This window comes from Streptomyces sp. NPDC056161, from assembly GCF_042268025.1.
Lineage (GTDB): Bacteria > Actinomycetota > Actinomycetes > Streptomycetales > Streptomycetaceae > Streptomyces.
Genome location: NZ_JBHJUV010000061.1, coordinates 1 through 23,230, shown reverse-complemented (window position 1 = coordinate 23,230; position 23,230 = coordinate 1). Strand labels below are relative to the sequence as shown.

Below are 23,230 nucleotides of genomic sequence, written 5' to 3'. Positions count from 1 at the left end.
ACCGCAGGAGTTCACGCATGACCATCCACACCACCACGACCACGCCCGACGCCGCCGAACCGGCCACCACCGTCCGCACGGCGACCGCGTCGGGCAGGGCCCTCCCCACCCCGGTGCGGCGCGCCGCCCTCGTCCTGGCCGCGGCCGGCGCCGCGCTCGTCCTCGCCGCCTGTGGCAGCGGAGACGGCGGTGACGGCAGCGGCCACGCGGGGCACGGCGCCACGCCGTCCACGAGCGCGACCGACACCGCCGGCACCCACAACGCCCAGGACGTCACCTTCGCGCAGGGCATGATCCCGCACCACCAGCAGGCCGTCGAGATGGCCCGGCTCGCCGCCGACCGCGCCTCCTCCGCACAGGTCAAGGACCTCGCCGCCCGCATCGAGAAGGCACAGGACCCGGAGATCACCACGATGACCGGCTGGCTCAAGACGTGGGGCGAGGACGTGCCCATGGCGGGCATGGACCACGGGGCCTCGGGCACGAGCGGGAACTCGGGCATGACCGGGATGATGGACGACAAGGACATGACCGCGCTGGAGAAGGCCACCGGGAAGGACTTCGACACGAAGTTCCTGACCATGATGGTCGAACACCACAAGGGCGCCGTCGAGATGGCCACGACCGAGCAGGCCAAGGGCGCCTACGGCCCGGCCAAGAGCCTGGCAGGCTCCATCGTGACCGCGCAGAACACCGAGATCGGGGAGATGCAGCACCTGCTCGGCCAGGGCTGACCGCGGGCCGCCCCCTCCCGGCCGCAGGCCGCCGGGAGGGGGCGGGCACGCCTCAGACCAGTACCCTCTCCACCGCCGCCAGCGCGGAGCGCAGCTCCTGCGCGGTGATCGTCAGCGGGGGCGCCAGCCGGATCGTGGACCCGTGGGTGTCCTTGACCAGGACCCCCTCCCGCAGCAGTCGTTCACCGATCGCACGGCCGGTGCCGATGGCCGGGTCGATGTCCACGCCCGCCCACAGCCCGCGCGAACGGAAACCGATCACGCCCCGGCCGACCAGAGCGGTCAGCCCGTCCCGCAGGACCACCCCCAGTTCCGTCGCCCGGCGCTGGAACTCGCCCGTCTCCAGCAGTCCGACCACCGCCGTGCCGACCGCCGCCGCGAGCGGATTCCCGCCGAACGTGGAACCGTGCTCGCCCGGCCGCAGCACGCCCAGCACGGCACGGCGGGCCACCACCGCGGAGACCGGCACGATGCCGCCGCCCAGCGCCTTGCCGAGGAGGACCACATCGGGCTCGACGGACTCGTGCTCGACGGCGAGGGTGCGGCCGGTGCGGCCGAGACCCGACTGGATCTCGTCCGCGATGAACAGGCAGCCCGCACGCCGGGTCAGCTCCCGCACCCCGGTGAGGTAGCCGTCGTCCGGGACGACGACCCCGGCCTCCCCCTGGACCGGCTCGATCAGCACCGCCGCCGTCGTCGCGTCGATCGCCGCCTCCAGCGCCGCGAGGTCGTTGTACGGGACGATCCGGAAGCCGGGGGTGAAGGGCCCGAAGCCGGCCCGTGCCGACTCGTCCGTGGAGAAGCCGACGATCGTGGTGGTCCGGCCGTGGAAGTTCTCCGCCGCGACCACGATGGTGGCCCGGTCGGCGGGGACGCCCTTGACCTCGTACGCCCATTTCCGCGCGACCTTGATGCCGCTCTCCACCGCCTCGGCGCCGGTGTTCATCGGCAGCACCATGTCGAGCCCGGTCAACCCGGCCAGCCGCTCGGCGAATTCGGCGAGCAGATCGTGGTGGAAGGCGCGCGAGGTGAGGGTCAGCCGGTCCAGCTGGCGGTGCGCGGTCTCGATCAGCTCGGGGTGGCGGTGGCCGAAGTTGAGGGCCGAGTAGCCGGCCAGCATGTCGAGATACCGGCGGCCCTCGACGTCCTCCACCCAGGTGCCCTCGGCACGGGCGACGACCACGGGCAGCGGATGGTAGTTCTGCGCGAGGACCGGCTCCTCCGCCCGGATCAGGTCGGCGGAGGTACGCGTACGTACGGGTGCTGTCATGAGCGGATCTCCTGGGTGCAGCACTTGATGCCGCCGCCGGCCTTGTGGAACTCCGACAGGTCGACGGGGACGGGGACATAGCCGTGGTCGGCGAGGCGCGCGGCGAGGGCCTCGGCCCGCGGCGCGATGAAGACGTGGCGCCCGTCGGAGACGGAGTTCAGGCCGAAGGCCATCGCGTCCTCGCGCGTGGCGAGCACCGCGTCGGGGTACAGCCGCGCGAGCACCTCGCGGCTGCCGGGGGAGAACGCCCCCGGGAAATAGGCGATGTTGCGGTCGTCCAGGACGAACAGCGCCGTGTCCAGGTGGTACAGGTACGGATCCACCAGGGTCAGGCTGATCACCGGCACACCGAAGAACTCCTGCGCCTCCTGGTGGGCGTCGCGGGTCGTGCGGAAGCCGGTGCCGGCGAGCACGTGCGGGCCGGCCGGGACCAGGTCGCCCTCGCCCTCGCACACCGACCGCGGGTGGTGCACGTCGTAGCCCGCCGTCTTGAACCACAGGTCGTAGTGGGTCGACTCGGGACGGCGCTGCGGGGCGAGGAAGAGGGAGCCGAAGACCCGGCCGCCGACGACGGCCGCGGCGTTCGCGGCGAACACCATGTCGGGCAGACCGGGGACGGGGGCCACGGCCTCGACCGTGTGCCCGTGGGCGAGATAGGCACTGATCAACGACTGCCACTGCTCCTGGGCCAGGTCGACGTCGACCCGGGTGTCGGGATGCATCCAGGGGTTGATCGCGTACTGCACGGCGAAGTGTCTGGGTTCGCAGACGAGGAAGCGCCGGGGGCGCGGCACAGGGCTGTCGGGCACAGAGGTGTTCCTCCGCTTTCCTGCGGTGTCGACTGACGGTGGCACCAAGGTAGGAAGTGACGGAGATGCCGGACAAGAAAAGAGAGCTGCGTGTGTGCGCAGGAATGATGCGTTATAGGCGGCCACAACGCAGCAGTGCTGCGTGTGTCGAGGTTTACTCCGGTGCCGCCTGCGTCGCGGCGGCCTCCGGACTCTCCGGCAGCAGATGGGACAGCACCATCACACTGATCGTCTTCCGGATGAACGGCTCCACCCGGATCCGTTCCAGCACCTCCTCGAAGTGCTCGACGTCCCGTGCCCGCACGTGCAGCAGCGCGTCCGCGCCGCCCGTCACCGTCATCGCGGCGGTGATCTCCGGATGGTCGCGCACCACCTCGGCCAGCCGCCGCGGCGGGGCGGCACCCTCGCAGTACACCTCGACGTACGCCTCCGTGCGCCAGCCCAGCGCCGCCGGCTTCACCGTGGCCGTGAACCCGGTGATCACGCCCGTCTCACGCAGTCGGTCCACGCGCCGCTTGACCGCGGTGGCCGACAGTCCGATCGCCGAGCCGATCTCGGCGAAACTGCTCCTGGCGTTCGCCACGAGCGCGGTGACGATCTTCCGGTCGAGTGTGTCGAACGGAGCGGTCCTGCTGTTCATGTCGGCACTGTATCCAGCGGGAACCGCCACGCCCGGGACATGTCCACCCGTACGGATTCCACCTACACTCCACGTTCATGCTGCGCGCCCTCGCCGTCGACGACGAACGCCCCTCGCTGGAGGAACTCCTCTACCTGTTGCACGCCGACCCGCGCGTCGGCAGCGTCGAGGGCGCCGGCGACGCGACCGGGGCACTGCGCCGCATCACCCGCGCACTGGAATCGGGCCCGGACGGACCCGACGCCATCGACGTCGTCTTCCTCGACATCCAGATGCCCGGCCTCGACGGGCTGGAGACGGCGCGGCTGCTGACCGGGTTCGCGCATCCGCCGCTGGTCGTGTTCGTCACCGCGCACGAGGACTTCGCGGTGCGCGCCTTCGACCTCAAGGCCGTCGACTACGTACTCAAACCGGTCCGCAAGGAGCGGCTGGCGGAAGCCGTGCGCCGGGTCGCCGAACTGCGCGGCGCCGCCGCCGCTGCCCGGGTCCCGGCGCACGAACCCGACCCGGGCGCCGCCGCCACCCGGATCACGGTGCACGAACCCGACCCGGACCAACTGCCCGTCGAACTCGGCGGCGTGACCCGGTTCGTCGCCGTCGACGACATCACCCACGTCGAGGCCCAGGGCGACTACGCCCGGCTTCACACCGACCGCGGCAGCCACCTCGTCCGCATCCCGCTGTCCACCCTGGAGGACCGCTGGCGCTCCCGCGGCTTCGTCCGCATCCACCGCCGCCATCTCGTCGCGCTGCGCCACATCGGCGAACTCCGGCTGGGTGCGGGCACCGTGAGCGTCCTGGTCGGCGACGAGGAACTTCAGGTCAGCCGACGCCACACGCGCGAACTGCGGGACCTGCTGATGCGCCGGACCGCCGGATAGGGGAAGGCCGCGATGGAACCCGCAGAACGGCGCGTCGTCGTCACCGGACCGCCCCGTCGCACCCGGCGGACCTCCGGTCACCACCGGCCGCGCACCGAGATCGACGAGCAGACCACTCTGGGCCACACCTACGTGCGCACCCTGATGCGCACCCAACTGCGTGCCGCCCTCGCCGTGTTCGCGGTCCTCGTGCTGCTGGTCGGCCCGCTGCCCCTGGTGTTCGCGGCGGCCCCGCAGGCCCGCCGCCTCGAATGGCTGGTGCTCGGCTTCGGCCTGTACGCTCCGTTCGTCCTGCTCGCCCGCTGGTACGTGCGCCGCGCCGAGCGCAACGAGCACGACCTGGTGCGTCTGGTCGAGGACCGCTGAGACGAGGATCGTTGGGCCCGCCGTGAACTCCAGCTACGCCGTCGCCGCCGTCGCCCTCGTCGTCGTGGCCACCGTCCTCGTCGGCGCCTTCGGCCTGCGCGTCTCGCGCACCACCTCCGACTTCTACGTCGCTTCGCGCACCGTCGGACCGCACCTCAACGCCGCCGCCATCAGCGGCGAATACCTGTCCGCGGCCTCCTTCCTCGGCATCGCGGGCCTGGTCCTGCTACAGGGCCCGGACATGCTCTGGTACCCGGTGGGCTACACGGCCGGCTACCTGGTGCTGCTCCTGTTCGTCGCCGCCCCGCTGCGCCGCTCCGGCGCCTACACCCTGCCCGACTTCGCCGAGGCCCGGCTCGCCTCGCCCGCCGTACGCCGGCTGGCCGGGGCCTTCGTCGTCGGCGTCGGCTGGCTGTACCTGCTGCCCCAACTACAGGGCGCCGGGCTCACCCTGACGGTGCTCACCGGCGCGCCCGAACCGCTCGGCGGGATCATCGTGGCGGTAGTCGTGGTGGCGACGGTCGCGACGGGCGGCATGCGCAGCGTCACCTTCGTCCAGGCGTTCCAGTACTGGCTCAAGCTCACCGCCCTCCTCGTCCCCGCCCTGTTCCTGGTCCTCGCCTGGCAGGGCGACGGCGCCCCCCGGCACGCCTTCGACGAACCGGCCGCCTTCCGCGAGCAGCGTTCCGTGCGCGTCCAGGACACCGTCGACCTGCGGCTCGACACACCGCTGACCGTCACCGTGACCGGCATGGTCGACGGCCGCCGGCTCGACGGGGCGCGGATCGGCCTGCCGGCCGGCACCCACCACCTCGAACGGGGCACCCGGCTGGACTTCGTGCCCGGCGACGCGGTGCCGGTCGCCGTCCGGGGCACGGGCGACGGCATGTCCGCCTCGCTCGCCACGGGCCGCGAGGACCGTCCGCTGTACGCCACGTACGGGCTCATCCTCGCCACCTTCCTCGGCACCATGGGCCTGCCGCACGTCGTCGTCCGCTTCTACACCAGCCCGCACGGCGTCGCCGCCCGCCGCACCACCGTCGCCGTCCTCGCCCTGATCGGCGCCTTCTACCTGCTCCCACCCGTGTACGGCGCACTGGGCCGGCTGTACGCCCCGGATCTCAGCATCACCGGCGACGCCGACGCCGCCGTCCTGCTGCTGCCCGGCCGGATGATCGGCGGGCCGGGCGGCGACCTGCTCGGCGCGCTGGTGGCGGGCGGCGCCTTCGCCGCGTTCCTGTCCACCACCTCGGGACTGACCATGGCCGTGGCGGGCGTGCTCACCCAGGACGTGCTGCCGTCCCGCGGGGTACGGCACTTCGGGCTCGGCACGGTCCTCGCCACGGCGGTGCCGCTGGCGGCGAGCACGTTGGTGGGCGGGCTGCCGGTGGCCGACGCGGTGGGCCTGGCCTTCGCGGTCTCAGCCTCGTCCTTCTGCCCGCTGCTCGTCCTCGGCATCTGGTGGCGGCGGCTGACCCCGCCGGGGGCCGCCGCCGGCATGCTGACGGGTGGCGGCTGCGCGTTCGCCGCGGTGGCCGCGACCACGGCGGGCCTGCCCGGCACCGGAACCGTGCACGCCCTGCTCACCTGGCCCGCGCTGTGGTCGGTCCCGCTCGGGTTCCTCACCATGGTCCTGGTGTCCCTGGCCACCCCGGCCCGGGTGCCGCCCGGTACGCCGACGGTCCTGGCCAGGTTCCACCTGCCGGAGGAACTGGGCGCTCCGCTGGAGCGGCCGTGAGGCGCCGCCGGACCTCCCCAGGTGGCCGGCTCCGCCCGCACCGAACGGACCCGCACGCGCCGGCAGCGCCCCGTCCCGTCTCCCGTGCGGGCACCGCCCCGCCGTGCCGGACGCGCACGGCCGTCACCTCGTCGAACCCGGGGGCGCGGCGATGACCGGTTTCCTGGCGGGCCTGTGCGTCGCCGTCCTGCCGCTGCTCGCGGCCGGCTTCTGGCTGGGGCGGCGCACCGCACGGCCGGACCGTCAGGGCGGGCTCGGCACCCCCGTGGAGCACGCCACCTTCCAGACCCTGCACACCGCGTCGCTCGCGGCGCCCCCGCTGCGCGCCGGCCTCACCGAGGAGACCGCCCGCAAGTCGGCCCGCAGGCTGCGCACCCTGCTCGGCACCGACGCCCTGTGCCTCACCGACCAGCAGCAGGTCCTGGTCTGGGACGGCGTGGGGGGCCACCACCGCGGGGAGATCATGGAGCGGCTGGCCGGACCGCTGGAGACCGGCCGCGGCGAGGCGTTCCGGCTGTCCTGCGAGAGCCAGGACTGCCCGGTCCGCTGGGCCGTGGTGACGCCCCTCACCGTCGACGACCGGGTGCACGGCGCGCTGGTCGCCTGCGCCCCGCGGGAGTCGGCCGTGCTGGTCAGGGCCGCGGGCGAGGTGGCCCGCTGGGTCAGCGTCCAACTGGAGCTGGCCGATCTCGACCGGTCCCGCACCCGGCTCATCGAGGCCGAGATCAAGGCCCTGCGCGCCCAGATCTCCCCGCATTTCATCTTCAACTCGCTGGCGGTGATCGCCTCGTTCGTGCGCACCGACCCCGAGCGCGCCAGGGAACTGCTGCTGGAGTTCGCCGACTTCACCCGGTACTCCTTCCGCAGACACGGCGACTTCACCACCCTCGCCGACGAACTGCACGCGATCGACCAGTATCTGGCGCTGGTCCGCGCCCGGTTCGGCGACCGGCTCTCGGTCACCCTGCAGATCGCGCCCGAGGTGCTGCCGGTCGCCCTGCCGTTCCTGTGCCTGCAACCCCTGGTCGAGAACGCCGTCAAACACGGTCTTGAGGGCAAGGCCGACGCCTGCCACATCCAGATCACCGCCCAGGACGCGGGCGCCGAAGCCCTGGTCGTCATCGAGGACGACGGCGTCGGCATGGACCCCGGCGAACTGGGCCGGATCCTCGCAGGTGAGATCGGCCCCTCCGGCGGCATCGGGCTGTCCAACGTCGACGACCGGCTCCGCCAGGTCTACGGCGACGACCACGGCCTCGTCATCGAGACCGCGGTCGGGGCCGGCATGAAGATCACGGCCAGGGTGCCGAAGTACTGGCCGGGGGTGCACTCGGCGGCCCGGCTCACCACCGGGTGAACCCGTGGCCCGGCCCGGGAGCGGCAGCCCCGGCCCGGCCGGTCGCCCGGCCGCTCAGTTGCTCTGCGTGACGACCATCGCCAGGGTGAGCAGACCCAGTACGACCCAGCCGAACCACAGCCACCCGTTGCTGCCGAGCACCACCGAGTAGGCCGTCACCACGACCAGACCGCCTACGGTGAGCACCCCCATCGCCTTCGTGGAACCGTGCCTGGAACCGGGCATCGCGACACCCTCCTCATGGACCGTTCCCTCCATGGTGCCCCGTTCGGACCGGGAACGAATCCGAGCGGCCGGGCCCGGCCGGAAACGGGCCACGACGGCTGCGCGGTCTCAGCCCTTGCGGGCGTGCAGGGAGGCCAGATAGGCGTTGTACGCCGCCAGCTCCTTGTCGCCGTCGCGGTCGGCGGCCCGGTCCTTGCGCCGCGCCTGCCGCTGCTCGGACCCGTGCCACTGGAACAGCAGGGCGATCAGCACCAGCACCGACGGGATCTCGCTGAACGCCCAGGCGATGCCGCCCGCGGCGGTCTGGTCGGAGAGCGCGTCGATGCCGAGCGAGGCGGGCGGATGGCTGAACGTGCCGATCATCGGCGAGGACGCCATCATCAGCGCGATGCCGAAGAACGCGTGGAAGGGCATTCCCGCGAACAGCTCCAGCATCCGCATCAGGTACCCGGGCCGGTGCGGGCCGGGGTCGACGCCGATGATGGGCCAGAAGAACACCACGCCCACCGCGAGGAAGTGCACCATCATCACGGCGTGCCCGGTCTTCGACCCCATCAGGAAGTCGAACAGCGGGGTGAAGTACAGCGCGTACAGGCTCGCGATGAACAGCGGGATGGTGAACGCGGGGTGTGTGACGATCCGCATGTAGCGGCTGTGCAGCAGGGCCAGCAGCAGCTCGCGCAGACCCTTGTGGCCGCGGGCCGCGACCGGCAGCGCGCGCAGCGCCAGCGTGACCGGCCCGCCCAGCAGGATGAGGATCGGCGAGAGCATGCTGACCACCATGTGCTGCACCATGTGCACGCTGAACATGACCATGCCGTAGTCGTTCAGCTTGGTGCACATCATCAGCGCGACGGTCAGCACACCGACGACGAACGAGACGGTCCGCCCGACCGACCAGGCGTCGCCACGCCGCCGCAGCCGCACCACTCCCCACCCGTAGAGGGCCAGTCCCAGCAGGCAGGCGACGAGGAAGAACGGGTCGGTGGACCACTGGAGCCCCCGCCCCAGCGTGAACGGCGGCAGATCCATCGTCATGCCGTGCCCACTGTGCTCCATCCGCCGGCTCCTGATTCGTGGGGGTTGTGCCTGTCTGTCCGCACACAGACTAGAGCGGCCCCCCACAGCCCCTGAGACCGGGGGGCGGGGCAACGCGCTCCCCGGAGAACCCGCGCAACCGTGTGGCGAGCCGCACCGCACCCGCACCCGCCTACGGAACGACGCCCCTGCGGCGCGTTCCCGTCAGGGAACTTCCGTCAAAGAAGCCTCCAGTCGCAGAAGCCGAGTCGGAGGACTTCCCGCAGGCCCTCTCAGAGCCCCCTCGGAGAAGCTCCGTCAGAGAACGCACTCCGCTTCCTCGTACCGCTCCACGGGCACCGTCTTCAGCGTCTCCACGGCCTCCGCCAGCGGCACGGTCAGGATGTCGGTGCCGCGCAGCGCCGTCATCACCCCGAACTCCCCGCGGTGCACGGCCTCCACCGCGTGCCACCCGAACCGCGTCGCCAGCACCCGGTCGTACGCCGTGGGCGTCCCGCCCCGCTGCACATGCCCGAGGATGACCGGACGGGCCTCCTTGCCGAGCCGCTCCTCCAGTTCGAGGGAGAGCTGCCGGGCGACCCCGGCGAACCGCTCGTGCCCGTAGACGTCCCTGCCGCCCTCGTCGAAGTCCATGGTGCCGGCCTTCGGCTTGGCGCCCTCCGCGGCGACCACGATCGCGAACCGCTTGCCCGCCGCGAAGCGCTCGCCGACCTTGCGGGCCAACTCGTCGATGTCGAAGGGGCGTTCCGGTACGACGATGGCGTGCGCGCCGGCCGCCATGCCGGAGTGCAGCGCGATCCAGCCGGTGTGCCGGCCCATGACCTCGACGACGAGGACGCGCTGATGGGACTCGGCGGTGGTCTTGAGCCGGTCGAGGGCCTCGGTCGCGACGCCCACGGCCGTGTCGAAGCCGAAGGTGACGTCCGTGACGGCGATGTCGTTGTCGATGGTCTTCGGGACGCCCACGATGGGCAGGCCGCTGTCGGAGAGCAGCCGGGCCGCCTTCAGCGTGCCCTCGCCGCCGATCGGGATGATCGCGTCGAGGCCGAGCTCGGCGACGTGGCCGCGGGCCCGCTCGACGCCGTCCCGCAGGTGGGAGGGCTGTACCCGGGAGGAACCGAGAATGGTGCCGCCACGGGCGAGGATGCCGCCGACGGCGTCGAGGTCGAGCTTGAGGTAGTCGCACTCCAGGAGGCCCTTCCAGCCGTCCCGGAAACCGATGACCTCGTCGCCGTGGTCGGCGACGGCACGGTGCACGACGGACCGGATGACGGCGTTCAGGCCGGGGCAGTCGCCGCCGGACGTGAGGACACCAATGCGCATAGCCCGAATTACCTTCTTGATGTGGGCCTGGGGCCGGACCGCGTTGTCCGGCTCGATCTCGGTCACCCTACCGGCGGGAGGGGGTCGCTCCGAAGTGCCCGTCCGTCTGCTGGACGTGCCCGCACATGTGAGCGGGGCTGCCGTCAGGAGGGCCCGCGCGGAGCGTCGGCGGAGCAGCGGAACGGGTCCGGTGCGCAAACCGGAGGGCGCGGTTCACTGGTGCGCCAGGCGGCCCCGGATGTCGTCGAAATGCCGGTGCATCGCCGCTTCCGCGGCGGTCGAGTCGGCCGCACGCACGGCCGTGAGGATCCGGCCGTGCATCCGGGCCAGTTCCTCGCCGTCCGCGGTCGCGCCGATACTCTGCGCGCGCACCCGGTGGAAGGCGGACCAGAACGCGTCGAGGAGCTCACTGAGCAGCGGGTTGTCGAGCGAGCGGTAGAGGGCGCGGTGGAAGGCGCGATCGGTGTCGGCGGCTGTCGCACCCGACTCCCGGACCTCCGCGTGCATGCGGTCGACCAGTTCGTCCAACGTGCGCAGGTCTTCGTCGGGCAGCCCGCCCGCGACCTGGTGCATGAGGCCCGCCTCCAGCGCCTCGCGCAGTTGCAGCAGTTCGAGCAGGCTGTCCGTGCCGAGGCTGTGCCGGACGACGGTACGGAAGGCCAGGGCCTCGATCAGCGGGTCGAGCGACATCGCCCCGACATAGGTGCCGAAGCCGCGCCGGATCTCGACGATGTGCACGGCCTGGAGCGACTTGAGCGCCTCTCGCAGGGAGTTCCTGCTCACACCGAAGACCTTCATCAGCTCGGGCTCGGTGGGCAGCGGATCCCCGGGGCGCAGCCCGCGCTCCACGATCAGTTCCTTGATCCGGTCCGCTGCGTCGGAGGCGACCGAGCGCATCGTCTGTCCTTTCCCGACCCTTGACTTTCGGATTTCACCGTGGCTGACTTTCGTCTGTCACAGGACATCCTACGTCCTACGTCCTACCTCCTGCCACGGTGGTGGACGCGGCCCTGCCCGCCCGCGGTCCCGTGGCAGGCGACAGCACGACCTGGAGCACGAGCATGCCATTCCCCACGCCCCTGCGCGGCGTCGTCCCACCCGTCATCACACCGCTCACCTCGGACGGAGAGGTGGACGTCCCCTCACTGCGCCGGCTCACGGAGCACCTGGTCGCGGCGGGGGCGCACAGCCTGTTCGTCCTCGGATCGAGCGGTGAGGCCGCCTACCTCACGGACGCCCAGCGCCAGACCGTGGTGGAGACGGCCGTGGACACCGTGGCCGGCCGGGTACCGGTGCTGGCCGGAATCATCGACACCACCGCGCCCCGCGTCCTCGACCGGGCCGCCGACGCCGTCAAGGCGGGCGCCGACGCCCTCGTGGCCACCGCGCCGTTCTACACCCGCACACATCCCGTGGAGATCGCCGACCACTTCCGGCGGATCCGCTCCGGCGCCGACCTGCCGCTGTTCGCCTACGACATCCCGGTCGCCGTGCACACCAAGCTGCCCCGCGCCGTCGTCCTCGACCTGGCCGCCGACCGCACGCTGGCCGGGCTGAAGGACTCCAGCGGCGACGAGGGCTCGCTGCGCCGCCTGCTGGTCGAACTGCGCGCCCGGACACCCGATTTCAGCGTCCTGACCGGTTCCGAACTCACCGTCGACGGCGCGCTGCTGATGGGCGTCGACGGCGTCGTCCCCGGACTCGGCAACGTCGACGTGGCGGGTTACGTACGCCTCTACACGGCCGCGCGGGCCGGGGACTGGGCCGCGGCCCGGACCGAACAGGACCGGCTGGCCGCGCTGTTCGACCTCACCGACGTGGGCGACCCGGCGAAGATGGGCGGCAGTTCCTCCGCGCTCGGCGGCTTCAAGGCCGCGGCCCGGCTCCGCGGCCTCATCGACTGCGCGGCCACCGCCGCGCCGCAGATTCCGCTCGGCACCGAGGCGGTGGCCCGGGTCCGCGCCCACCTCGTCGCGGCCGGACTGCTGTAGCACCGGCCTAGTCCGCTCGTCCCCCGCCCAGCCCGACGCGCGTCTCCTCACCCGCATGGGATCCGCCATGTCATCCGTACACCCCGCCCCGACGTCCCCGCCCTGGTACCGGGAACTCGACCGGGAGAAGTGGAAGTCCTTCTTCGGCGCGTGGATCGGCTACGTCCTGGACGGCTTCGACTTCGTACTGATCACCCCCCTTTCAGGGGCGCGGGGAACTGCGCGCCCAGCCACAACCCACCCGGCACCCACCCCACAACCTCGTAATGCCGCTTCCTCTGAAGCCACCCGGCAGCGCAAACCCCCTTTTTTAGGGGCGCGGGGAACTGCGCGATCAACCACAACCCACCCGCACCCACCCAAAAACCCCGTAAGGCCCCCGCCCCAAGCCCCCTGCCAAACCCAGCGGAGCGCCTACGCTGGTTGCTGCGCAGCACTGATCCGCTCATTGCGCAGCGCCTCGTACCACTGGTCGTCGACCGGCGGCAGCGCGTTCACGTCGAGCGCCAGCTTCAGCAGCAGATCCGCGATCAGCGGGTTACGGGCGAGAACGGGCCCGTGCATGTACGTACCGAAGACGGTGTCGTTGTACGCGCCCTCCGTTCCGTCCCCGGTACCGTTGCCGCGGCCCAGCCGGACCTGGGCCAAGGGGCGGGCCGCGGGGCCGAGGTGAGTGACGCCCTGGTGGTTCTCGAAGCCGGTCAGCGGCGGCAGTCCCAGACGCGGGTCGATGTCCCCGAGGACATCACCGACGCACCGCTCGCCCTCGCCGCGCACCGAGACCACGTCGAGCAGTCCGAGGCCGGGCTCGCGCTGGCCGAGGTCGTTGATGAACTCGTGGCCGAGGATCTGGTAGCCCGCGCACACCGAGAAGACGATCGCGCCGTTCTCCACCGCCTTGTACAGGCCCCCGTCGCGGCGCAGGCGTTCCGCCGCGAGCCGCTGCGGCCGGTCCTCGCCGCCACCGATCAGGTAGATGTCCCCGGAGGTCGGGATCGGCTGGTCGCTGCGCACGTCGAGCCGGGCCACGTCGAGGCGGCGCTGCCGGGCCCGCCGCTCCACGACGAGCGCGTTCCCCTGGTCGCCGTAGGTGCTCAGCAGGTCCGGGTAGATCCACACCAGACGCAGGCTGTTGTCGCTCATGAAGTGATCGTCCTTCGTGTCGGGTGTGCCGTCAGTTGCCGACCCGGCGGCGCAGGTCCTGGAACGCGGTGTAGTTCGCGATGACCTCGATACGGCCGGGCGGCGCCTGCTGGACGGCCTGGTCCACGCTCTCGCAGACCTGGAACTGCTGGCCCGCCACCTCCAGACGCACCGCGAGGTCCAGCTTCCGGTCGCCGATGACGAAGATCGGGTGGCCGGTCAGCCGCGTGTAGTCGACGTCCCACAGCCAGGAGGTGTCGGTGCCGTCCGCGCCGCGCGCGTTCACGGAGAGGATCACCGGGGTGGGCGGCGGGTCGATCAGGGAGAAGGTCTCCAGCCAGCCCGCCGGGTTCTTCGCCAGCAGCAGCCGCAGGCCGCGGTCGAGGAACTGGACCACGTCGTAGCGCCCGGCCACTGCCTGCACCTGGTACATGCGCTCCAGGGCGACCTGCGGCGGTACGCCGAAGACCGCGGCGACGGCCGCGGAGCTGGCGGCGTTGGCCTTGTTGGCGCGGCCCGGCAGCTGGAGGTGGATCGGCCAGGCAGAGCCGTGCGGGTCGAGGACGTGGTCTCCGTGCAGCGTCCAGCTCGGCGCCGGACGGCGGAATCCGCACTGGCCGCAGTACCAGTCGTCGCCGGGGCGCTGCATCACACCACCGCAGGAGGGGCAGGACCAGGCGTCGTCCTTCCACATCTGGCCGGCGGCGACCCAGATCACATTGGGGGAGGAGGAGGCGGCCCACACCACCAGTGGGTCGTCGCAGTTGGCGACGACGACGGCCTTGGCGCCGGCCAGGCCCTCGCGCCAGTTCTCGGCGAGCATCCGGGTCTCGGCGGCGCGGTCGAGCTGGTCGCGGGAGAGGTTGAGCAGCGCGATGCACTTGGGGTCGGTGTCCCGGGCCACGCCGGCCAGGTATTTCTCGTCGACCTCGATCACGCCGTAGCGCGCGTCCGAACGGCCCGCGAGGGCCGAGGTGATGCCGGCCGGCATGTTGGCGCCGAGCGCGTTGGAGACGACCGGGCCCGCGGCGCGCAGCGCTTCGGCGATGAGCCGGGTGGTGGTGGTCTTGCCGTTGGTGGCGGACACCAGGATGACGTCCAGGTTCTGGGCGAGCCGGGCGAGGAGGTCGGGGTCGAGTTTCAGCGCGACCCGGCCACCGATCACCGATCCGCTGCCTCGCCCGGCGGCGCGCGACGCCGCAGCGACCGCCTTGCCCGCGGTCACGGCCAGCTTGGCCCGCGGCGTGAGCGGGTCCGAGTTGCCTGCCATCAGTTCTCGATCCTCCTTGCGTACGCGCCGTGCTTGAGCCGTCCGGCAACGTGGTGGACGTCAGCCTATCGAGATCCGCTCGCACACCCGAATCCCGGCCCACGCCAGCGCGGCGGGGTGTGGGCCCAGGGAACCGTACCCTTGCGGCCATGCGAAACGGTTCCATTCGGGGCGCCCGCGGCCGGGTCCGCCCTCTCACTCTGCACGGCGCCCCGGCGTTGCACACCCCCTGCGCGGAGGTGACCGACTTCGGCGCCGGACTGGCGGAACTGGTGGAGGACCTGTTCGCGACGATGTACGCGGCCGAGGGGGTGGGGCTGACCGCGAACCAGGTCGGCGTGCCGCTCAGGGTGTTCGTCTACGACTGTCCGGACGACGAGGACGTACGCCACCTGGGACACGTGGTCAACCCACGGCTGGTGGAGTCGGGCGGGGTGGTGGTGCGCGGTCCGGAGGGCTGTCTGTCGCTGCCGGGCCTGGAGGCGGCTACGGAGCGGTACGACCACGCGGTCGTCGAGGGTTTCTCGCTGACCGGTGAACCGGTGACCGTGCACGGCACCGGGTTCTTCGCCCGGTGTTTGCAGCACGAGTGGGACCACGTGGAGGGCAGGGTCTACCCGGACCGGGTCAAGGGCTGGCGCCGCACGCGACTGCTGCGGCAGCTGAACCGGGCCCCGTGGCATCGGTGAGCCGAGCGGGACGTCGCCGGCGAGCCGGTCCTCCTGGCCTCGGGGGCCGGTCCGACCGGCATCGGTGGGCCGGGTGTCGTGGCCCGGTGGGCCGGGGTTCACCGGGCTGTGCGGCGGCCCACCGCACGGGCGGGCGTCCGCAGCCCGGCACCGCACCGCCGGAGCCAGGCGCCCGCCAGGGGCGCCCCTTCGCGGGGACGTCAGAACCCCGGACCGCCCACCCGGTCTCCCGCGGCGGCCAGCCGGCCCCACAGCAGATCGGCGAGACTCTTCACCAATTCCGCACGTGAGCAGGGCCGCTCGCCGAGCCACCAGTCGCCTGCCGCGTGCATCATGCCGACGATCCCGTGGCCCCACACCCGGGCCAGCTGCTGGCTGCCCGGGCCCAGGTCCAGCCGGTCCTCGATCACCTGGGCCAGCTCCTCGCCCATCCGCCGCAGCAGCGGAGCGCTGTGCTTGCCGACGTCGAAGCCCGCGTCGCTCTGGGAGCCCTCCGCCGGATGCATGAGGAAGCGGTACACCTGCGGCCGGGCCTCGATCGCGGCGAGATAGGTGTCCAGGGTGGCCTCGACCCGCTCGCGTCGCTCCGCCGGAGCGTCCAGCGCGGCCCGCAGCGAATCGAGGAGCGCGTCCGTGTGCCGCTTGGCCAGGGCCGCGTACAGGCCGCCCTTGTCGCCGAAGTGCCGGTACAGGATCGGCTTGGTGATGCCCGCCTCCGCGGCGATGGCGTTCATCGACGCCTGCGGACCGTCACGCAGCACCACCCGGTCCGCGGCCTCCAACAGCTCGCGCCGTCGGCGGTCGGCGGACCGCTGCTGCTCGGTCCGCTGTGTGGTGTCCATGTGATCTCCCCACCCGTGTTGTTCCGGTGACGCCTGCGCAAACTAACACTGTCGGTGCCTCTGCCATCGAACGGGAGGGCGACGGGGCATCGGGAGTTGACTTCTCCTACCGGTCAGTAACACACTCGTGTTACCGCAAGTAACACGCACGTGCCGCAGCTGGAGGGGACATGGCCGAGTTCACCATGGAGCTCAACGACGAACAGAAGGAGGTCAAGGAGTGGCTGCACGGCTTCGCCGCCGACGTGATCCGCCCCGCGGCCGCCGAATGGGACGAGCGTGAGGAGACTCCCTGGCCGGTCATCCAGGAGGCCGCCAAGGTCGGCATCTACTCCCTCGACTTCTACGCCCAGCAATACTTCGACCCCACCGGGCTCGGTATTCCGATGGCCATGGAGGAACTGTTCTGGGGCGACGCGGGCATCGCCCTGTCCATCGTCGGCACCGGCCTCGCCGCCGTGGGCGTCCTCGCCAACGGCACCGAGGAGCAGATCGGCACCTGGATCCCGCAGATGTACGGCGACGCGACCGACGTCAAGGTCGCGGCCTTCTGCTCCTCCGAACCCGACGCCGGCTCCGACGTGGCCTCCCTGCGCACGCGCGCCGTGTACGACGAGGCCAAGGACGAGTGGGTGATCAACGGCACGAAGACCTGGGCGACCAACGGCGGCATCGCGAGCGTCCATGTCGTCGTCGCGCAGGTCGACCCGGAACTGGGCTCCAAGGGGCACGCCTCGTTCATCGTCCCGCCGGGGACCCGGGGGCTCACCCAGGGCCAGAAGTTCAAGAAGCACGGCATCCGCGCCTCGCACACCGCCGAGGTCGTCCTGGACGACGTCCGGGTGCCCGGCTCGTGCCTGCTGGGCGGCAAGGAGAAGCTGGACCAGCGCCTGGCCCGGGCCCGGGAGCGGGCCCGCAGCAGCGGCGAACGGACGAAGAACGCCGCCATGGCCACGTTCGAGGCGTCCCGGCCCGCGGTCGGCGCGATGGCGGTGGGCACCGCCCGCGCCGCGTACGAGGTCGCCCTCGACTACGCCAGGACACGTGAGCAGTTCGGCCGGCCGATCATCGACAACCAGGGGGTCGCCTTCCAGCTCGCGGACATGCGCACCCAGATCGACGCGGCGCGGCTGCTGGTGTGGCGGGCGTCCTGGATGGCGATCAACGGCAAGCCGTTCACCGCGGCCGAGGGCTCGATGTCCAAGCTGTTCGCCAGCGAGACCGCGAAGAAGGTGACCGCCCAGGCGATCCAGATCCTCGGCGGCAACGGATACACCCGGGAGTACCCGGTGGAGCGGATGCACAGGGACAGCGCCATCTACACCATCTTCGAAGGCACCAGCGAGATCCAGCGCCTGGTGATCGCCCGTACCCTGTCGGGCCTGCCGATCCGCTGAGCACCCCTGCCGGACGGGCCGCGGTGCGCCCCCTTCGGCATCCTCCGGACCCCTTCGGCCCACCGCGGGCGGCGCCCCGCACCGCTCCGTCACCCGGCGTGGGTGGCGGACACGGTGCGGGGCGCCGCCCGCGGGCGGACACCGGCCGGTCAGTTGTGCCGCAGCGGCGTCAGCTGCTCGATGTCGTAGCGCCTGCGCAGCGCCTCGATCGCGGCGTGGTCCGGCGGACCCCCGTCGCCCAGGATCTCCAGCAACTCCTCGAAGTACCGCTCGTGATCGGGCGGCGGAGACGCCTGGAAGAACATCTTGGCCGGACTGTCGGTCGGATTGGCGAAGGCGTGCGGGCAGCCGGGCGGTACGACGATGACGGTGCCGGGCGTCGCCCGCACCACCCTGTTGCCCGAGCTCGACTCCCAGTGACGCCAGTTGTCGGGCGTACGGACCCGCGGTTCGAAGGCCAGTACGTCCAGCTCGCCCTCCAGGACGTAGAACAACTCCTCGCTGCGCGTGTGCACGTGGGCGCCGACGTCGAAGCCGGGCGGGACCTCCACCTCGAAGGTGGAGGCCGTCCGTGAGTGCGTCCCGGTCACCTTGAACGTCACACGCTGGGCCGGCGCCTGGACGATACGTCCCTGTCCCGGCGGTACCAGCAGCCCCTCCGTCGCGGTCATCGCACCCTCACCAGGTCACGGGCAGTGCCTCGGGGCCACGGAGCAACGCGCCCTGCCGGAACGGAACCCGGTCCGGCTCCACCGCGAGCCGCATGCCCGGCACCCGGTCCAGCAGCACGTCCACCAGCAGCTCCGACTCCAGCCGGGCCAGCATGCCGCCGGGGCAGTGGTGCGGGCCGGAACCGAACGCCACATGCGGGTTCGGACTGCGGTCGAAGTCGATCGAATCCGGATCGGGGAAGACCTCCGGGTCGCGGTTGGCGGCCAGGTACGACACATGGACCGGGTCGCCCGCACGGATCCGCACGCCCCCGACCTCCACGTCCGCCAGGGCGATCCGGGACAGTCCGACCGCGTTGCGGTGCGGGACGTAGCGCAGCAGCTCGTCGATGGCCCGGGGCCGGGCCGCCGGCTCCGCGCGGAGCCGTTCGACGAGGTCGGGGCGGGTCAGCAGCAGGTAGAACAGCTGCCCGCTGTTGTGGGTGACCGCCTCGCCGCCGATCTGCAGGAGAACGGCGAGACCGACCGCCTCCTCCAGCGTCACCTCGTCCCGGCCCACGGCGGCACCGAGCAGTGAGGCGACGTCCTGGGCCGTGCTGTCCAGGCGTACTCCGACGAGATCGGCGAAGTACGCGCCCATCTCGTCCTTGGCCTGCTCGCCGGCCTCCTCGCCGTGCGTGGCCGACAGGATCGCCCGCGTCCAGGCGTGCATGTCCTGCCGGTCCGCGACCGGAACGCCCATCAGCTCGCAGATCACCGCGATGGGGAAGGGGCCGAGCACCGTCGCGGCCAGATCGGCCGGCGGGTCGCCGCGCAGCAGCTCGTCGACCAGCTCGTCCAGCAGGGTCCGGGCCTTGTCGCGGATCCGTTGCACGCCCTTCGCGGAGAACGCGGGCGCGACCGTGCGGCGCAGCCGGGTGTGGTCGGGCGGGTCCAGGAAACCGACCGCGCCGCGGGGCGGGACGAAGTGCGGGGCCAGCCGGGTGACCTGCTGGTCCAGGACCGCAGTACGGCCGAACCGGGGGTCGTCGGCCACCGCACGCACGTCCTCGTACCGGGTGATCAGCCACGCCCAGCCCTCGCCGCCCGGCAGTTGGATCCGGGCGACCGGTCCCTCCTGCATCAGCTCGCGCAGCACTGGATCGAAGTCGACTCCGGTCAGCTCGGCCGCCGGCCAGTTCCGGACCGGTGGCAGAGCGTCGGTGAGCGTCTCTTCGGCCATGTCGTCCCTCAGTCCCTCTGCACCCAGCTGCCCACCGTCATCTCGGCGGTGATGCCCGGACCGAAACCGGCGAGCAGCCCGCGGGCCCCGTCCTCGGCGCCGCCCTCGTCGAACAGCCGGCGCAGCGCGTCCAGCACCACGGCGCTGGCGATGTTGCCGTACTCCGTGAGCGTGGCCCGGCTGAACCGGAACGCGTGCGGTTCGACCTTCAGGAACTTGCTGAGGTCGTCGAGGATCCGTGGCCCGCCCGCATGGATGACGTAGAAGTCCAGGTCGGACGCGTTCCAGCCGTGGGTGTTCGCGAGGTCGTGGAGCGCCGGGGCGAGCGGCTCCATCGTGGCGGGCACCCGCTTGTCCAGCAGGAAGTGGAAGCCCGTGGCCCGGATGTCGTACGCGATCCAGTCCTCGGTCTTCGGGATCAGGTACGAGCCGTTGCGCTCCAGCTGCACACCGGTGCCGCCCTGACCGCGCACCACGGCCGCGGCGATGCCGTCGCCGAACAGTCCGTTGGAGAGCAGCGAGCCGACGCCCAGGTCGGTGGGCTGGTAGCACAGCGAGCAGAACTCGCAGGCCACGATCAGCACGTTGGCCTCGGGGTAGGCCGTGCAGAAGTCGTGGGCCCGGTTGATGGCCGCACCGCCGGCCGCGCAGCCCAGTTGCGCTATGGGCAGCTGCCGGGTGGTGCTCGGGAAGTCCATCTCGTTGATCAGCCATGCGGTCAGCGACGGCATCATGAAGCCCGTGCACGACACGTAGACGATGACATCGATGTCAGAGGTCAGGAGCTCGGCGTCGTCGAGGGCCCGCTGGATCACCGCGGGCACCCGGGCCTTCGCCTCCGCCTCGTAGAGCTTGTTGCGGTCCTCGAAGCCGGGGTGCTTCAGGGTCTCCTCGATGGGCTGCACGATGTGCCGGGTGCGTACGCCGGTGTTCTCGATCAGCCGGAGGGCCAGCGGCAGCTGCGGATGGTCCGCGTGACGCTCACGCGCGAGCTCCAGTGTCTCCTCCATCGTGATCACGTGCTCTGGTACGGACACCGAGGGTCTGCACAAAGTCGCCATGAGCCGTCCCTGCTTTCGCCGTCCGGGGGCATTCGCCCACCGATCAGAAGGTGGTGCATTCAGGTTCACCCTTCGGGGCGACGATCTCTCTCTGGGTTACTCCGAATCGGGGACGGCGGGTGGAGAACGGGCCTCGGTTCCCAACACCCGGACGGGGGAGGCGATGCGGCGGACGGCCAAGCAATTGCTGGCCTCGACGCCTGCCAGGGCCGTCCCGGACCCGCGGGCGAATCCGCTCGTGCCGTTGATCACCGAGGGTGCGGGGGAGCCGGGCACGGTCGGCCTGCCGGCCCTGGAACGGTGATGGGGGACGCCGGTGGACCGGTGTTCCTTCCGGCATCCGGCCCAACGCGCCGCCGCATGCCGTGAATCGGCCGCCTGGCCTGTGCCGCCGTTCGCGTCCGTCTGTCCGGTGCGTCCGGCGGGGTCGTCGCGCCCGGCGTGGCCGTGCTCCGGCTGACGCCAACTTCCGTGGGCGGGGCGGGTGTTACGGGCCGCGTCGGCGCCGGGTCGCCGCGCTCGGCTCGGCGGGGTGCGGGAGAGGGGGATGGGGGAGTGGTGGGAGGCGGTGTTGCCCCGGTGCCTGTGCGTTGTGGCTGGTCGCGCCGTTCCTCGCGTCCCTTCGGGGCGGTGTTGCCCCGGTGCGGGTGCGTTGTGGCTGGTCGCGCGGTTGCCCGCGCCCCTGTGGGGCGGTGTCGGCCGCGCGCCCCTTCGGGGCGTCGCCGTGGTGGTGGGGTGGGTGGATGCTCGCACCTTCAGGGGGCTCCGCTGCTGTGTGCGATGCACGCCACGTCGATACGGTCGGCCAGCTTCGCCAGTTCGATCGTCAGCGCGGCGACCGTGTCCTCGTCGAGCCCGTCCTGTCCGGCTTCGACGAGCCGCAGCCACCGTCCGCCCATCGTGCGGAGCAGCTTGCTCACGTCGGATGCGGCCACCTGCAAGTTACCGCGGTCGTCGACGATCAGAGGAAGGGTCACTTCGCGGTTCACAGATCGGATCGTAGCCCTGGAAGTGTCACGCACCCTGCCAAACCGTGGTGATGTTGCAGAACTCGCGGATCCCGTGCCCGGACAGCTCACGCCCGTACCCGGATCGCTTCACCCCGCCGAACGGGAACGCCGGGTGGGACGCGGTCATCCCGTTCACGTACACGCTGCCCGCCTCCAGATCCCGTACGAACCGGTTGATCTCGGCGTTGTCCCGCGTCCATACGTTCGAACTCAGACCGAACGGTGTGTCGTTGGCGATCAGCACGGCCTCGTCGAGGTCGGCGGCCCGGTAGAGCGTGGCCACCGGCCCGAACGCCTCCTCGCGGTGGATGCGCATCTCGCGGGTGACTCCGGTGAGCACAGTCGGCAGGTAGTACCAGCCGGGGCCCTCCGGCCGGTGGCCGCCGCACAGCACTCCGGCCCCGCCGCGCCGGGCGTCGTCGACCAGCTCCTCCAGATCGGCCCGTCCCTGCTCGGTGGAGAGCGGTCCGACGTCCGTCGCCTCGGCCATCGGGTCGCCGACCGTCAGCGCCCGCATTCCGGCGACGAACCGCTCGGCGAAGGCGTCGTAGACCTCCGTGTGCACGATGAACCGTTTGGCGGCGATGCACGACTGCCCGTTGTTCTGCACCCGCGCGGTCACCGCGACCTGCGCGGCCCGGTCCAGGTCGGCGGACGGCATGACCACGTACGGATCGCTGCCGCCCAGCTCCAGCACCGTCTTCTTGACCATGTCCCCGGCGACCGAGGCGACGGCCCGGCCCGCGGGTTCGCTGCCGGTCAGCGTCGCGGCCCTGACCCGCTCGTCGCGCAGCACGTCCTCGACCGCCCCCGCCCCGATGAGCAGGGTCTGGAAGCAGCCCGGGGTGAAGCCGGCCCGGTGGAACAGGTCCTCCAGGTAGAGGGCGGTCTGGGGGACGTTGGAGGCGTGCTTGAGCAGTCCGACGTTGCCCGCCATCAGGGCCGGGGCCGCGAACCGCATCACCTGCCACAGCGGGAAGTTCCACGGCATGACCGCGAGCACCGGACCGAGCGGCCGGTAGCGCACCCGTACGCGTGACGCGCCGGAGTCCCGCACATCGGCGTCGGCGGGCACCTCGTCGGCCAGCAGGTTCTCGGCGTGCTCGGCGTACCAGCGCATCGCCTTGGCACACTTCGCGGCCTCCGCGCGGGCCTGCTTGACCGGCTTGCCCATCTCGGTGGTCATGGTCCGCGCGATGTCCTCCCGGTCCTCGTCCAGGAGGGTCGCCGCATGGAGCAGCAGGCGCCCGCGGTCCGTGAACCGACTCGACCGGTAGGTGCGGAAGGTGGCCGCGGCGAGCTGGAGCCGGCGCTCGATCTCCTGCTCGCCCATGGCCTCGTACGTCTTGATCGTCTCGCCGTTCGCCGGGTTCACCGTCGCGATGGGCATGGCCGACCTCCCTCGGAGCGGGCTGTGTTTCGACCTTCCCGCGCGGCGGTGGGGTCCGCAACGTGTGACGCCCCGTTACCTTTCTCGTGGCCCCGCAATGGGGCGCCTGGCCTCCGGGCCCGGTATGGCTGTCTGCCCCCTGTCGAAGGGATGACCTGGGGGG

At 71.7% G+C, this 23,230-nt stretch carries 23 protein-coding genes; 8 read left to right on the top strand and 15 right to left on the bottom strand.

The features are described 5' to 3' along the window. Positions 1–17: 17 nt before the first annotated feature. The gene (locus ACFC09_RS38205; protein ID WP_376536300.1) at positions 18–734 is read left to right on the top strand and encodes a DUF305 domain-containing protein; all 717 of its coding nucleotides are present in this window, start codon (positions 18–20) and stop codon (positions 732–734) included. A gap of 52 nt (positions 735–786) precedes the next feature. On the opposite strand, the gene rocD is transcribed toward ACFC09_RS38205, so the two are convergent. The 3 genes from rocD to ACFC09_RS38190 form a co-directional block, all read right to left on the bottom strand. Further along, positions 787–2,004: an ornithine--oxo-acid transaminase gene (rocD, locus tag ACFC09_RS38200; protein ID WP_376536298.1), complete on the bottom strand. Its 1,218-nt coding sequence runs from the start codon at positions 2,002–2,004 to the stop codon at positions 787–789. Beyond that, positions 2,001–2,813 (bottom strand): dimethylargininase, encoded by an 813-nt coding sequence (gene ddaH / locus ACFC09_RS38195; protein ID WP_376536296.1) that lies wholly within the window; start codon positions 2,811–2,813, stop codon positions 2,001–2,003. The genes rocD and ddaH overlap by 4 nt, the downstream gene beginning before the upstream one ends. Positions 2,814–2,967: 154 nt before the next feature. Then, positions 2,968–3,453: an Lrp/AsnC family transcriptional regulator gene (locus ACFC09_RS38190; protein WP_376536294.1), complete on the bottom strand. Its 486-nt coding sequence runs from the start codon at positions 3,451–3,453 to the stop codon at positions 2,968–2,970. 77 nt (positions 3,454–3,530) lie between these two features. Between ACFC09_RS38190 and ACFC09_RS38185 the strand changes: the two genes are divergently transcribed. The 4 genes from ACFC09_RS38185 to ACFC09_RS38170 all read left to right on the top strand — a co-directional run bounded on the left by ACFC09_RS38185 (position 3,531) and on the right by ACFC09_RS38170 (position 7,795). Further along, the gene (locus tag ACFC09_RS38185) at positions 3,531–4,334 is read left to right on the top strand and encodes a LytR/AlgR family response regulator transcription factor (protein ID WP_376536292.1); all 804 of its coding nucleotides are present in this window, start codon (positions 3,531–3,533) and stop codon (positions 4,332–4,334) included. 12 nt (positions 4,335–4,346) lie between these two features. Continuing rightward, positions 4,347–4,700 carry a hypothetical protein gene (locus ACFC09_RS38180; RefSeq protein ID WP_376536290.1) on the top strand — a complete coding sequence of 118 codons (354 nt, stop codon included), beginning with the start codon at positions 4,347–4,349 and terminating at the stop codon, positions 4,698–4,700. A 22-nt stretch (positions 4,701–4,722) separates the two neighbouring features. After that, entirely contained in the window at positions 4,723–6,438 is a 1,716-nt protein-coding gene (locus tag ACFC09_RS38175; protein WP_376536288.1) for a cation acetate symporter, read from the top strand. A gap of 151 nt (positions 6,439–6,589) precedes the next feature. Next, on the top strand, positions 6,590–7,795 hold the full coding sequence (locus tag ACFC09_RS38170) for a sensor histidine kinase (RefSeq protein WP_376536360.1): 1,206 nt from the start codon (positions 6,590–6,592) through the stop codon (positions 7,793–7,795). 54 nt (positions 7,796–7,849) lie between these two features. Here the strand turns inward: ACFC09_RS38170 and ACFC09_RS38165 are convergent, their stop codons facing one another. The 4 genes from ACFC09_RS38165 to ACFC09_RS38150 all read right to left on the bottom strand — a co-directional run bounded on the left by ACFC09_RS38165 (position 7,850) and on the right by ACFC09_RS38150 (position 11,278). Next, complete coding sequence (locus ACFC09_RS38165) at positions 7,850–8,020, bottom strand: hypothetical protein (RefSeq protein WP_376536286.1); 171 nt, start codon at positions 8,018–8,020, stop codon at positions 7,850–7,852. A 108-nt stretch (positions 8,021–8,128) separates the two neighbouring features. After that, a complete protein-coding gene (locus ACFC09_RS38160) occupies positions 8,129–9,079 on the bottom strand; it encodes a cytochrome c oxidase assembly protein (RefSeq protein WP_376536284.1) in 951 nt (316 codons plus the stop codon). Between the two features lie 276 nt (positions 9,080–9,355). Further along, positions 9,356–10,381, bottom strand: a complete 1,026-nt coding sequence (locus ACFC09_RS38155) for a 6-phosphofructokinase (protein ID WP_376536282.1) — start codon at positions 10,379–10,381, stop codon at positions 9,356–9,358. Positions 10,382–10,594: 213 nt separating this feature from the next. After that, complete coding sequence (locus ACFC09_RS38150; RefSeq protein ID WP_376536280.1) at positions 10,595–11,278, bottom strand: FadR/GntR family transcriptional regulator; 684 nt, start codon at positions 11,276–11,278, stop codon at positions 10,595–10,597. Positions 11,279–11,442: 164 nt separating this feature from the next. On the opposite strand from ACFC09_RS38150, the gene ACFC09_RS38145 reads away from it, so the two are divergent. Continuing rightward, positions 11,443–12,372 carry a dihydrodipicolinate synthase family protein gene (locus ACFC09_RS38145; RefSeq protein WP_376536278.1) on the top strand — a complete coding sequence of 310 codons (930 nt, stop codon included), beginning with the start codon at positions 11,443–11,445 and terminating at the stop codon, positions 12,370–12,372. A gap of 414 nt (positions 12,373–12,786) precedes the next feature. On the opposite strand, the gene ACFC09_RS38140 is transcribed toward ACFC09_RS38145, so the two are convergent. Both ACFC09_RS38140 and ACFC09_RS38135 read right to left on the bottom strand, forming a co-directional pair. Further along, a complete protein-coding gene (locus ACFC09_RS38140) occupies positions 12,787–13,515 on the bottom strand; it encodes a type 1 glutamine amidotransferase (RefSeq protein WP_376536276.1) in 729 nt (242 codons plus the stop codon). Positions 13,516–13,546: 31 nt separating this feature from the next. Next, the gene (locus ACFC09_RS38135) at positions 13,547–14,785 is read right to left on the bottom strand and encodes a MurT ligase domain-containing protein (RefSeq protein WP_376536274.1); all 1,239 of its coding nucleotides are present in this window, start codon (positions 14,783–14,785) and stop codon (positions 13,547–13,549) included. 149 nt (positions 14,786–14,934) lie between these two features. Here ACFC09_RS38135 and def point away from each other — a divergent pair, with 149 nt between their 5' ends. Further along, a complete protein-coding gene (def, locus tag ACFC09_RS38130; protein WP_376536272.1) occupies positions 14,935–15,474 on the top strand; it encodes a peptide deformylase in 540 nt (179 codons plus the stop codon). A gap of 200 nt (positions 15,475–15,674) precedes the next feature. Here the strand turns inward: def and ACFC09_RS38125 are convergent, their stop codons facing one another. Further along, the gene (locus ACFC09_RS38125) at positions 15,675–16,316 is read right to left on the bottom strand and encodes a TetR family transcriptional regulator (RefSeq protein ID WP_376536270.1); all 642 of its coding nucleotides are present in this window, start codon (positions 16,314–16,316) and stop codon (positions 15,675–15,677) included. Positions 16,317–16,486: 170 nt separating this feature from the next. On the opposite strand from ACFC09_RS38125, the gene ACFC09_RS38120 reads away from it, so the two are divergent. Further along, positions 16,487–17,713, top strand: coding sequence for an acyl-CoA dehydrogenase family protein (locus tag ACFC09_RS38120; RefSeq protein ID WP_376536268.1), 1,227 nt, complete (start codon positions 16,487–16,489; stop codon positions 17,711–17,713). 149 nt (positions 17,714–17,862) lie between these two features. Here the strand turns inward: ACFC09_RS38120 and ACFC09_RS38115 are convergent, their stop codons facing one another. From ACFC09_RS38115 to ACFC09_RS38095, 5 genes are all read right to left on the bottom strand, one after another. Next, complete coding sequence (locus tag ACFC09_RS38115) at positions 17,863–18,384, bottom strand: cupin domain-containing protein (protein WP_376536266.1); 522 nt, start codon at positions 18,382–18,384, stop codon at positions 17,863–17,865. A gap of 7 nt (positions 18,385–18,391) precedes the next feature. Then, entirely contained in the window at positions 18,392–19,606 is a 1,215-nt protein-coding gene (locus tag ACFC09_RS38110; protein WP_376536264.1) for a cytochrome P450, read from the bottom strand. An 8-nt stretch (positions 19,607–19,614) separates the two neighbouring features. Continuing rightward, positions 19,615–20,667 carry a type III polyketide synthase gene (locus ACFC09_RS38105; RefSeq protein WP_376536262.1) on the bottom strand — a complete coding sequence of 351 codons (1,053 nt, stop codon included), beginning with the start codon at positions 20,665–20,667 and terminating at the stop codon, positions 19,615–19,617. A 755-nt stretch (positions 20,668–21,422) separates the two neighbouring features. After that, positions 21,423–21,656, bottom strand: coding sequence for a DUF6213 family protein (locus ACFC09_RS38100; RefSeq protein ID WP_376536260.1), 234 nt, complete (start codon positions 21,654–21,656; stop codon positions 21,423–21,425). A 25-nt stretch (positions 21,657–21,681) separates the two neighbouring features. Next, a complete protein-coding gene (locus tag ACFC09_RS38095; protein ID WP_376536258.1) occupies positions 21,682–23,067 on the bottom strand; it encodes an NADP-dependent succinic semialdehyde dehydrogenase in 1,386 nt (461 codons plus the stop codon). Positions 23,068–23,230: the final 163 nt, after the last annotated feature.

What these genes read in the sequence shown, in the direction of transcription:
- ACFC09_RS38190 (WP_376536294.1), bottom strand. Translation starts at nt 3,453, where the DNA reads ATGAACAGCAGGACCGCTCCGTTCGACACACTCGACCGGAAGATCGTC.
- ACFC09_RS38205 (WP_376536300.1), top strand. Translation starts at nt 18, where the DNA reads ATGACCATCCACACCACCACGACCACGCCCGACGCCGCCGAACCGGCC.
- ACFC09_RS38120 (WP_376536268.1), top strand. Translation starts at nt 16,487, where the DNA reads ATGGCCGAGTTCACCATGGAGCTCAACGACGAACAGAAGGAGGTCAAG.
- ACFC09_RS38140 (WP_376536276.1), bottom strand. Translation starts at nt 13,515, where the DNA reads ATGAGCGACAACAGCCTGCGTCTGGTGTGGATCTACCCGGACCTGCTG.
- ACFC09_RS38170 (WP_376536360.1), top strand. Translation starts at nt 6,590, where the DNA reads ATGACCGGTTTCCTGGCGGGCCTGTGCGTCGCCGTCCTGCCGCTGCTC.
- ACFC09_RS38145 (WP_376536278.1), top strand. Translation starts at nt 11,443, where the DNA reads ATGCCATTCCCCACGCCCCTGCGCGGCGTCGTCCCACCCGTCATCACA.
- ACFC09_RS38115 (WP_376536266.1), bottom strand. Translation starts at nt 18,384, where the DNA reads ATGACCGCGACGGAGGGGCTGCTGGTACCGCCGGGACAGGGACGTATC.
- ACFC09_RS38125 (WP_376536270.1), bottom strand. Translation starts at nt 16,316, where the DNA reads ATGGACACCACACAGCGGACCGAGCAGCAGCGGTCCGCCGACCGCCGA.
- ACFC09_RS38155 (WP_376536282.1), bottom strand. Translation starts at nt 10,381, where the DNA reads ATGCGCATTGGTGTCCTCACGTCCGGCGGCGACTGCCCCGGCCTGAAC.
- ACFC09_RS38160 (WP_376536284.1), bottom strand. Translation starts at nt 9,079, where the DNA reads ATGGAGCACAGTGGGCACGGCATGACGATGGATCTGCCGCCGTTCACG.
- ACFC09_RS38165 (WP_376536286.1), bottom strand. Translation starts at nt 8,020, where the DNA reads ATGCCCGGTTCCAGGCACGGTTCCACGAAGGCGATGGGGGTGCTCACC.
- ACFC09_RS38185 (WP_376536292.1), top strand. Translation starts at nt 3,531, where the DNA reads ATGCTGCGCGCCCTCGCCGTCGACGACGAACGCCCCTCGCTGGAGGAA.
- ACFC09_RS38105 (WP_376536262.1), bottom strand. Translation starts at nt 20,667, where the DNA reads ATGGCGACTTTGTGCAGACCCTCGGTGTCCGTACCAGAGCACGTGATC.
- rocD (WP_376536298.1), bottom strand. Translation starts at nt 2,004, where the DNA reads ATGACAGCACCCGTACGTACGCGTACCTCCGCCGACCTGATCCGGGCG.
- ACFC09_RS38180 (WP_376536290.1), top strand. Translation starts at nt 4,347, where the DNA reads ATGGAACCCGCAGAACGGCGCGTCGTCGTCACCGGACCGCCCCGTCGC.
- def (WP_376536272.1), top strand. Translation starts at nt 14,935, where the DNA reads ATGCGAAACGGTTCCATTCGGGGCGCCCGCGGCCGGGTCCGCCCTCTC.
- ACFC09_RS38110 (WP_376536264.1), bottom strand. Translation starts at nt 19,606, where the DNA reads ATGGCCGAAGAGACGCTCACCGACGCTCTGCCACCGGTCCGGAACTGG.
- ACFC09_RS38095 (WP_376536258.1), bottom strand. Translation starts at nt 23,067, where the DNA reads ATGCCCATCGCGACGGTGAACCCGGCGAACGGCGAGACGATCAAGACG.
- ACFC09_RS38135 (WP_376536274.1), bottom strand. Translation starts at nt 14,785, where the DNA reads ATGGCAGGCAACTCGGACCCGCTCACGCCGCGGGCCAAGCTGGCCGTG.
- ACFC09_RS38150 (WP_376536280.1), bottom strand. Translation starts at nt 11,278, where the DNA reads ATGCGCTCGGTCGCCTCCGACGCAGCGGACCGGATCAAGGAACTGATC.